This window comes from Gordonibacter pamelaeae 7-10-1-b (genome assembly GCF_000210055.1).
Lineage (GTDB): Bacteria > Actinomycetota > Coriobacteriia > Coriobacteriales > Eggerthellaceae > Gordonibacter > Gordonibacter pamelaeae.
Genome location: NC_021021.1, coordinates 1026139 through 1032040, shown reverse-complemented (window position 1 = coordinate 1032040; position 5902 = coordinate 1026139). Strand labels below are relative to the sequence as shown.

Below are 5902 nucleotides of genomic sequence, written 5' to 3'. Positions count from 1 at the left end.
GCACTCCGTGGGCCGTGCGACGCGAGGTGGCCTGGACTACGCGAACCTCGTGGTCGCGCCCCTCGACGAGAGGTTCTCGCTCGTGTATCCCATAGCCAAGACGGAGGACGCCCACGAAGGCTGCGGCCTGCGGGGCCGGGGCCTCGCGCCCGACGTGCATGTGCCGTTCACGCCCGAGGAATGCATGCGCGATCTGGTGCTGAAGCGGGCGCTTGTCGAGCCGTAGGAGGTTGCTGCCCGCTACGCCACCGGCACCAGCTCGCCGGTGACGGAGTCCATGACGAAGCCGGCCACGCGCACGTGGGGCGGCATGACGGGGTGGTTAAGGATGAGGTCGACGCTCTTGCGCACGGACTCCTCGGTGTCGCCGAAGCCGGCGAGCCAGCGGTCGAAGTCGATGCCGCAATGGCGCGCGAACTCGATGCGCTCGTCCGACACGCCCAAGCGGCGCATGCTGTCGATCATGGCCGCCCCGCTCATGTGCTGCGCCCCGCAGTTCGTGTGCGCCACCACCATGATGTCCTCCACGCCCAGCTCGCACACTGCGATCAGCAGCGAGCGCATGACGCTGCCGAAGGGATGCGCCACCTCGGCGCCGGCCACCTTGATGATCTTCGCGTCGCCGTTCTTCAACCCGAGCGCCGCTGCCAGAAGCTCGGTGAGCCGCGTGTCCATGCACGACACCACGGCCAGCTTCTTGTCGGGGTACTTGTCGGTCGCGTAGCGTGCGAACTCGCCGCCCGCCACGAACGCCCGGTTGTGCGCGAGCACGCTATCGATGGTTCCGCTCTCGGTTCCGCCCGCTTGATCCATGGCGCTCCCTTCCCTCTGTTTTTCGCTCGCTTCCATGGTAGCTCATTTGCCGAGGGGTAAAGAAGAACAAATGTTTCACGTGAAACATTCGGAAAGGGGCGGTTGCGCACGGCCGAAAGGGGGCGGCGGCCTTCGCAACGCCCGAATCTCCGCGCATACGAGAGCGACCGCCGGGGTGGCGGTCGCTCTCGGGGAAATTGCGCGCTCGGCGGGAAGGCGAGCGCAGCTGCTTGCGCGGCTTAGAACGCGGTGAACGTGGCCTTCGGGCAGAAGCAGATGGGGCACTTCTCGAAGTCCTCGCCCTTGTGGATGTAACCGCAGATGGGGCAGAGGTAGAACGCGTCGTCGTCGGCGGCGTCCAGGTCGTTGTACGCGGCCAGGTAGCGCTCGGCGTGCACGGACTCGGCGAGCTTGGCGCGGGTGAACACCTGCACGGCCTTCGCATTGCCCTCTTCCTGGGCCTTCTTGATGAACGCCGGGTACATGTCGGACGTCTCGTAGATCTCGCCGCAGGCGCCGGAGATGAGGTTCAGGTCCGTGGCCTCGTCGGAGCAGTCCGGGGCGGTGGGCTTCTCGAAGTCGGGCTCGACCTCGCTCACCAGGGCGTACTCCAGGCCGATGTGGATCTGCTCGGCGGCGCTGGTGGCCTCGAACAGGCGCGCGATCTGGTCGTAGCCCTGCTCCTTGGCGGCCTTGGCGAAGGCGGCGTACTTGGCGGAGGCGCCGGTCTCGCCACCGATGGCGGCCTTCAGGTTGTCAAGCGTGGTGCCGACGGCGGTCTCGCTGCCGGTGGCGATGCTGAAGTTGTTGCAGTTGTCAGCGGTGGGAATCTGGGCGCGTACCTTCATAGGTGCATTCTCCTTCTCGTCTGTTCGTGCTCGCATTGCTTCTCTTAATGAGAATCAATCTCAATAAGCATCATACCGCGGAGAAGAACCCGATGCAAGAGGATAATCGAATTCGCCCGCGCCTCCTTGGAACATTCACAGTTTGACCCCGGGGAAGAGCGCGGGGAGGGTGGCAAGAGGGGGTGCGGGAGTTAAGCGCGAGAGGCCAAGCGTGGGGAGAGCGGGCGGGAGGAGGACAGGCGCGGAAGGGTGGTGTGGGAAGGTCACGCGAGGAGGGCACGCGAGGAGGGCGGGGAGGAATCGCGGGGAGGGATCGCGAGGGGGGCGCGAGGGGGGCGCGAGGGGGGCGCGCGAGGAGGGCGAGGAGAGCGCACAAGGGGAAACGGGCGCGGGTGTAGGTTGCTCCGAGAGGGCGCTCTGCGGCTCCTTGCCTTCTTTCGGCACAGTAATGACAGCTTTTGTACCGGTAGCCCGTTGGAAACGGTTCCGTGGTACGTGATGGGAGAAAAACGTTAGGTGTTTTCCCTGTTCAAAGAGAATGGGCTCGATGGTCGGGCAATTGGCATGTCGAAAACCGGTGAAAACTGTGCTTGAAGCGCCCTATGGCGCAGCTCGGTGCGCCGCGGAACAGGCGGCGCCTTCTCTCTGCAAAGAAACGATGGCAATCGGCGTTTCGGCGGCGCATTTGGCGGATAATAGGCGTGATCGAAGAAAACCGGCGCACCCGATGCGAAAGGACGAACCATGGAACACGACGTGGCGTGGAAGAAGTACGACGAGGCCGATCTTGAGGCGCTCGAGCAGCTGACGGCCGAGTACATTGACTTCATCTCGGACAATAAGACGGAACGCGAGTGCGCAGCCGCCGCCATCGCGCTGGCCGAGGAGCGCGGCTATCGTCCGCTCGACGAGGCGGTGCGCGAGGGCCGCGCGCTGCGTGCCGGCGACAAGGTGTGGGCGCAGGCGCACGGCAAGGCGCTCATCCTGGCGCACCTGGGCTCGGCGCCGCTCGCGGAGGGCTTCAACATCCTAGGCGCGCACCTCGACTCCCCGCGCCTAGACCTCAAGCAGAACCCGTTCTCGGAGAGCAACGGCCTGGCGCACCTCGACACGCACTACTACGGCGGCATCAAGAACTACCAGTGGGTCACGCTGCCGCTTGCGTTGCATGGCGTGATTGCCAAGACCGACGGCACCGTGGTCGAGGTGAACGTGGGCGAGGACGCGGGCGATCCCGTGTTCTGCGTGACCGACCTGCTCATCCACCTGGCGGGCAAGCAGATGGGCAAGAAGGCGAGCGAGGTCGTGGAAGGCGAGGATCTGGACATCCTGATAGGAAACCGCCCGCTGGTCATCGAGAAGGACGATGCTGACGGCGCGGATGACGGAGATGCCGCCGCGGGCGTCGACCCCGCTGCCACCGAGGTCGACGCTGCCGACAGGCCGGTGTACGAGAAGCTGGCCGAGAAAGAGCCGGTGAAGGCGTTCGCGCTCAAGCTGCTGGCCGAGAAGTACGGCATTGCGGAGGAGGATTTCCTGTCGGCCGAGATCGAGGCCGTGCCGGCCGGGCGCGCCCGCGACCTCGGGTTCGACCGCAGCATGGTCATCGGCTACGGGCAGGACGACCGCGTGTGCGCCTTCACGTCGCTGGCGGCGCAGCTGGCGCTGGCCGACGCTGCGCTGGAGAAGACGGGCATGTGCGTGCTGGTGGACAAGGAGGAGATCGGCAGCGTGGGCGCCACGGGCATGGCGTCGCAGTTCTTCGAGAACACCGTCGCCGAGATCATGGAGCTGGCCGGCGAGGGCGGTCCGCTGCCGCTGCGCCGCGCGCTGGCGGCGTCGAGCATGCTGTCGTCCGACGTGTCCGCCGGCTTCGATCCCGCCTACGCCGCCGCGTTCGAGGCGAAGAACAGCGCGTATCTGGGCCGCGGCTTGGTGTTCAACAAGTACACGGGCTCGCGCGGCAAGAGCGGCTCCAACGACGCGAGCGCCGAGTACGTGGCGCGCATCCGCCGCGTCATGGGCGATGCGGGCGTGTCGTTCCAGACGGCCGAGCTGGGCAAAGTCGATGTGGGTGGCGGCGGGACCATCGCCTATATCCCCGCCAAGTACGGCATGGACGTCATCGACTCGGGCGTGCCGGTCCTCTCGATGCACGCCCCGTGGGAGGTCACGAGCAAGGCCGACATCTACGAGGCCTTCAAGGGCTACGAGGCGTTCCTGAAGAACGCGTAAGGACGAGCGAGGCGCGCGCCGGCCCAAGCGGCCGGCCGCGCCAGGGCATTGCCAGCCGGGGCGTGCGCCGCCGCCTTCCGCAGCATGCGCTTTGGCCGAAGATCGGGGCCGGGGCATCGTCGCGGCGCTCCACCTCGTTGGCGTGGCCGCTGTTTTCCGCTACACTGCTCGCATTTGACCGTGCGCGTCCCGGCGGCTGCCGAGGGCGCTCCGCATAGAGCGAGGACGATCGATGGCTCGAGAGAAATTCGGATCCCGGCTGGGGTTCATCCTGATCAGCGCCGGGTGCGCCATCGGGCTTGGGAACGTGTGGCGCTTCCCCTACATCGCCGGCGAGTACGGTGGCGCGGCGTTCGTGCTCATGTACCTGCTGTTCCTGGTGGTGTTCGCGTTGCCTATCCTGGTGATGGAGTTCGCGGTGGGTCGCGCCAGCCAGAAGGGCATCGCGCGCAGCTTCGACGAGCTGGAGCCGGCGGGCGCGAAATGGCACCGCTTCAAATGGCCGGCGCTCGCGGGTAACTACCTGCTCATGATGTTCTACACCACGGTGGCCGGCTGGATGATCGTGTTCATGCTGTTCAGCGGCACGGGAACGTTCGAGGGCCTGGACGCGCGCGGTGTCGAGGGCGTGTACAACACGATGCTTGCCGACCCGGTGCAGATGGTGGCGTTCATGCTGGCCGTGGTGCTGATCGGCGTGCTGGTGACGCGCGCCGGCCTGCGCAACGGCGTGGAGCGCATCACGAAGGTGATGATGATCGCGCTGTTCGCCGTGCTTGCGGTGCTCGTGGTGCGCGCGGTCACGCTGCCCGGCGCGCAGGAGGGCCTCGCGTTCTACCTGATGCCCGATTTCGGGAAGCTGTTCGCCGGCGGCTGGGGAACGTTCGCCGATGCTGTGTTCGCGGCCATGGGGCAGGCTTTCTTCACCGTGTCGGTGGGCGTGGGATCGATGTCCATCTTCGGCAGCTACATCGACAAGCGCTACCGTCTCACGGGCGAGGCGCTGCGCATCGCGGGGCTCGACACGCTCGTGGCGTTCATGGCGGGCCTCATCATCTTCCCCGCGTGCTTCGCGTTCGGCGTGGAGCCGGGAAGCGGCCCGGGGCTCGTGTTCATCACGCTGCCGAGCGTGTTCTCGCAGATGCCGTTCGGGCAGCTGTGGGGCACGCTGTTCTTCCTGTTCATGAGCTTCGCGGCGCTGTCCACGGTGATCGCGGTGTTCGAGAACATCATGAGCTTCAGCATGGACGAGTGGGGCTGGTCGCGCAACAAGGCGTGCCTCGTGAACGGGGTGGCGCTGGCGCTGCTGTCGCTGCCGTGCGTGCTGGGCTTCAACGTGTGGGCGGGCGTGGAGGTGCCGGGCATCGGCAACATCCAGGCCATCGAGGACTTCCTCATGTCGAACAACGTGCTGCCGCTGGGCGCGCTCGTGTTCCTGCTGTTCTGCACCACGCGTCGCGGCTGGGGCTGGGACGCGTTTCTGCGCGAGGCCGACACGGGCGAGGGCGCGCGCTTCCCCCGCTGGGCTCGCGGCTACGTGCGCTTCGCGCTGCCGGTGCTCATCCTGGCCGTGTTCGTGGCCGGCTACGTGCCCATCGTGCAGGTGTGGCTGGGGATGGGGTAGGAAGGCCGGGCGGATCGGGGCATTCTCGGGCTTTTGCGTCTCTGGGCATGTTTTTCTCCATATTCCCTGGGATCGTTCGCATGCGCGCCCCTCCCGTGGCTATAATAGCGGGTAACACCTAAGCAACGGATGCTTGACGGGCTTCGGCGGTCTATGCCGCGCAGCGCCGATCGTATCCGCGCCGCAACCCGCCCGCGCAGACCGCGCCGACCGCAGATGGAGGAGTTCATGGCCTACTATTTCGATGAGCCGTCCCGCACGTTCAACGAGTACTTGCTGGTACCCGGTTACTCGTCGGCAAAATGCATCCCGCAGGATGTGAGCCTGAAGACGCCGCTCGTGAAGTACCGCCGTGGCGAGGAACCGGCCATCTCGCTGAACA

The 5902-nt window shown here is 66.2% G+C and carries 5 protein-coding genes and 1 pseudogene; 4 read left to right on the top strand and 2 right to left on the bottom strand.

The genetic code is table 11. The features are described 5' to 3' along the window. Nucleotides 1-226, top strand: a 226-nt coding sequence (locus GPA_RS04825) for a S41 family peptidase (protein WP_197533072.1), incomplete at its 5' end; no start/stop codon positions are given. Nucleotides 227-240: 14 nt separating this feature from the next. Here the strand turns inward: GPA_RS04825 and GPA_RS04820 are convergent. After that, nucleotides 241-813 carry a beta-class carbonic anhydrase gene (locus GPA_RS04820; protein ID WP_015539118.1) on the bottom strand — a complete coding sequence of 191 codons (573 nt, stop codon included), beginning with the start codon at nucleotides 811-813 and terminating at the stop codon, nucleotides 241-243. A gap of 239 nt (nucleotides 814-1052) precedes the next feature. After that, a complete protein-coding gene (ngr, locus tag GPA_RS04815) occupies nucleotides 1053-1661 on the bottom strand; it encodes a nigerythrin (protein WP_015539117.1) in 609 nt (202 codons plus the stop codon). 744 nt (nucleotides 1662-2405) lie between these two features. Between ngr and GPA_RS04810 the strand changes: the two genes are divergently transcribed. The 3 genes and pseudogenes from GPA_RS04810 to GPA_RS17950 all read left to right on the top strand — a co-directional run. Beyond that, the gene (locus tag GPA_RS04810) at nucleotides 2406-3896 is read left to right on the top strand and encodes an aminopeptidase (protein WP_015539116.1); all 1491 of its coding nucleotides are present in this window, start codon (nucleotides 2406-2408) and stop codon (nucleotides 3894-3896) included. Nucleotides 3897-4128: 232 nt separating this feature from the next. Then, a complete protein-coding gene (locus GPA_RS04805; protein ID WP_015539115.1) occupies nucleotides 4129-5520 on the top strand; it encodes a sodium-dependent transporter in 1392 nt (463 codons plus the stop codon). Between the two features lie 228 nt (nucleotides 5521-5748). Beyond that, nucleotides 5749-5902, top strand: a pseudogene (locus GPA_RS17950) (IMP dehydrogenase); the annotation flags it as partial.

Coding starts and splice junctions, on each gene's coding strand:
- ngr (WP_015539117.1), bottom strand. CDS start 1,661: ATGAAGGTACGCGCCCAGATTCCCACCGCTGACAACTGCAACAACTTC.
- GPA_RS04810 (WP_015539116.1), top strand. CDS start 2,406: ATGGAACACGACGTGGCGTGGAAGAAGTACGACGAGGCCGATCTTGAG.
- GPA_RS04805 (WP_015539115.1), top strand. CDS start 4,129: ATGGCTCGAGAGAAATTCGGATCCCGGCTGGGGTTCATCCTGATCAGC.
- GPA_RS04820 (WP_015539118.1), bottom strand. CDS start 813: ATGGATCAAGCGGGCGGAACCGAGAGCGGAACCATCGATAGCGTGCTC.